This window comes from Streptomyces sp. NPDC006476, from assembly GCF_040612015.1.
GTDB classification, from domain to species: domain Bacteria; phylum Actinomycetota; class Actinomycetes; order Streptomycetales; family Streptomycetaceae; genus Streptomyces; species Streptomyces griseorubiginosus_B.
This window is the reverse complement of sequence record NZ_JBEXPK010000227.1, coordinates 1-3,187: the sequence shown is the minus strand read 5'-3', so window position 1 is coordinate 3,187 and position 3,187 is coordinate 1. Positions and strand designations below refer to the sequence as shown.

General features: G+C 67.3%; 1 protein-coding gene and 3 pseudogenes. 1 reads left to right on the top strand and 3 read right to left on the bottom strand.

Annotation, left to right across the window (positions count from 1 at the left end):
* Nucleotides 1–75 precede the first annotated feature (75 nt).
* Together ABZZ74_RS53295 and ABZZ74_RS53290 are read right to left on the bottom strand one after the other, a co-directional pair.
* Nucleotides 76–783 (bottom strand): hypothetical protein, encoded by a 708-nt coding sequence (locus tag ABZZ74_RS53295; RefSeq protein ID WP_356951329.1) that lies wholly within the window; start codon nucleotides 781–783, stop codon nucleotides 76–78.
* Nucleotides 784–1,514: 731 nt separating this feature from the next.
* A pseudogene (locus tag ABZZ74_RS53290) lies at nucleotides 1,515–1,674 on the bottom strand (ISL3 family transposase); the annotation flags it as partial.
* Between the two features lie 13 nt (nucleotides 1,675–1,687).
* On the opposite strand from ABZZ74_RS53290, the pseudogene ABZZ74_RS53285 reads away from it, so the two are divergent.
* A pseudogene (locus tag ABZZ74_RS53285) lies at nucleotides 1,688–2,081 on the top strand (ISAzo13 family transposase); the annotation flags it as partial.
* Nucleotides 2,082–2,299: 218 nt separating this feature from the next.
* Here the strand turns inward: ABZZ74_RS53285 and ABZZ74_RS53280 are convergent.
* Nucleotides 2,300–2,981 (bottom strand): annotated as a pseudogene (locus tag ABZZ74_RS53280) (ISL3 family transposase); the annotation flags it as partial.
* Nucleotides 2,982–3,187 lie beyond the last annotated feature (206 nt).

Below are 3,187 nucleotides of genomic sequence, written 5' to 3'. Positions count from 1 at the left end.
CAGCGGTTCCAACTTCGGGCCCCGACGGGGAACTGACGCACCAGCAGCAGAAGTCACACAACTACTAACGATCAACTACTGGCGCAGGACACTAGCGGTCCGTGACGTGACGATCAGCCCGGGGGGCCGTTGTCGCGGACCAGTGGCAATCGAGGGAATGAACGGATCCGCCGCACGCGAGTCGGCAGCTGTCATGCTCTCCAGATCAGCCAGGATGCTCTCGTCCAGCCACGTGGATCCCTCTGCGCTGGCAGGGTGAGACGGGTGCCCGGATGCCTCCTGCGGGAACAATTCACGCATCAGCACGAGGGGCTGTCGTACGTCCATCACCCGCAGCACTTTGAACCGCGTGCCGGGCAGGAAAATCACCTGTTCCGGAGCGTGTGGGGTAACCGCCGCGGTTCGTCGTGCGCTCAGAGACCATACGACGAAGCCGGGTCCGCCCTCACGTAGCGCGGCTGCAGATGCCGAGGCCGTCCAGAAGCCCTGCTCCGTGACGAACCGGTTCTCGCGGTACCACTCCATCACCGGTCCGACCGTGCTGGTGCGTACCATCGCCGGACCGCGGTATGAGGCCAGTCGATGCAGTCCCGAGGCGAGGCACCGGGCGAGTGACAGGTGGCCCCCCCTCGTCCCTCCGGACAACGCCTCGTCGAGTTTCTCCCACTCCTCCGTCAGATACAGGTGGACGGCAGCCAGGTCTGCGAGCGCGTTGACACGGATGTGGCGGATGCCGCCTGCAGGGCCCAGGGACTGAGTCAGCGCCTGTGCCGCATTGGTCATTGCCTGTCGGTACCGATCACCATATGTATGCCATAGCCGGAGTCGATCCCAGGCGATGCCCCGTCCACCTGTCGGGATGATTCGCGCGGCGGCGTTCGGCACGGACTGGACCCGATATTCGACACTGCCAGGTGCCCGGAACGGTACGGGCACTGAGCATGCGCCCCGTTCGAGGCCAGGGGACGCGTCATGGATGCTCATCGCATTCTCCTGGGGAGTGTGGAGGTTGGTGCGCACGGGAACACACGCCGTATCAGCGCCCGTTGTAAGGGTTGCGCTGATGGCACCGTCGGTGACTCTAGGCCCAGACTCACGGTTCGTTGCGGGCGGCTGAGCGGAAACGGCACAGAAGACCACCAGGTTTTCCCGTTTGTACCGATGGTGAGTAAACCGGCGGGGGACGCGTGATATCCCATGGCCATCGTCGGGAGAGACCAGTGAGTTGCGAGGGCACCTCGCGATCCGACGGGGCCTGGTGCCGGCGACGTGCCAGTGGTAGAGGGCGCCACGAAGCACCGCATGCTGGAGGAGCCGACGCTGGCCTGCGGCATCGACACCGCTGCCGCAGCCCTGGTTCAGCACCTCACCTTGACCCGACGTCGATCGTTTAGGGCTTGCCGCAAGGCCGTGAACTTTGCGGTTGGGTGGACGTTGCCAACCTGAGTTGACGGCGGAAATATGAAGCGGCTCTGATCCACTTCTTGTGGGGCGGTGGCGGAGCGTGACAGTGCTCAGCCTGCGAGGAGGATTTGGCGTGGGAGGAGGTCGAATCCGGCCCGGCCATATCCGTCCCTACTTGATCCGCTTCACCCTGTTGACGTTGCCCTCAACCTTGCCCGAGCTCCACTGCAGGGTGAGTCCAGCGGTGACGGCGTCGAAGTCCTGCCGCAAGCCACGGGCCGCCGGCGACAAACTCCCCACCTGGCTGCGGCACCCCTGCCACCGGCCTGGAACCCCCTGCCTTCGACGACCTCGCCGCCCGCTACCGCGCCTGGCGTGCCGAACATCCACCGATCCTCCTTCCCGGAAAGCGTCCCGACGGTGGCCCCGGCGCCGGCGGCAGGCGACTCTCCGCCGCCGACCAACTCGTCGTCTTCCTCCTCAAGAAACGCTGGTCCATGACGAACGCCGTGCTCGCCGAGGCGACCGGCCTGAGCAAGAGCCGGATCGGCGCGACCCTCTGGGACGCAACCCCGGTACTTACGGCACTCGGTCACACCGCATCCACCGGCGCCCTCACAGTGACCACGGCACAACAACTTGCCGCAATCGCCGGGCACGATCTCGCGAGCTCATAACCCGCACCAAGATCAAGGAGTTATTAATCGACAGCTCCCTGGGCGTCTCCCGGGTCGGACTGCGCTCAGCTCCCACCGGGCCGCTGCGACGGCCCGGCGAGGAGGTCTTGCACCTCCTTCGATTCCCCGCGCCTCACGGCGCACCAGCGCCTCACGGCGCACCAGCGCCTCACGGCGCACCAGCGCCTCACGGCGCACCAGCGCCTCACGGCGCACTGCCATCGGTCGCTGACCTGCACCGCGTCGGGCAGGGCTCGGCGGACGGCCTCGGCATAGGTGGCTGAGCCGTCCCGGCACACGATCTCGACACCAGGATGTTCGCGCAGCCAAGCCTCCAGGGTGGCCGCCTCGCGGTCGGGCCGGACCGCGACGCGCCGGCCGGTCTCGGCATCCGTGATGATCGTGGCGTAGCGATGGCGGCGGCGCAGGGCGAAATCGTCCACACCGATCACCCGCGGGATGGCCTGCTGCGGCAGCGGCAGGCGCCGCAGATGGCGCAGCGCGGTACTCCGGGAAACGGGCACGGCCAGCAGGCCGGCCAGGCGTGAGGCCGCCCGGCCGCACAACTCCCGCGCCACCTGGGATATCTGCCCGACAAGACGCACCGTGCGGCGCTGATGGCGCTCCAGCAGTCCGGGAATCTGCTCGCGGAAGGTCTGCCGCCGGCAGCCCAGGGCGGGACAGGCCAGCCGCCGTACGCGCAGGTGGACGACGATCTGGCGGCCGTCGACCGGCACGTCCCTCACTGTTCGGCGGTTGATAACCGTGCACCCTCGCCGTCGGGGTCCCACACAGGGGACACGGCACCGCCACGTCCCGGGTCCGGGCCGCCACCACCACCACCGCGTCGCCGCCGTCCGCCACGTCCTCGACGACCAGCGCCGAAAGCCCCGAAAACACTGTCCCCATAAGGAAGTTGATATCCACCACAAGATCATGATCAAGGGCGGCTACTCGGCGTCACCACCGACTACGGGCCAGAGCCTGATTCATCGGGATTCCTCCGTGGATACTCCCGCCTTCAGGCGGGGGAGGAAACGGACTCCTGCGGAGCAGGGCAGGGAAAGCCGATGCGCCGCCAGGGCGGATCGGCGTCACCGCCAACG

Coding starts and splice junctions, on each gene's coding strand:
- ABZZ74_RS53295 (WP_356951329.1), bottom strand. CDS start 783: ATGACCAATGCGGCACAGGCGCTGACTCAGTCCCTGGGCCCTGCAGGC.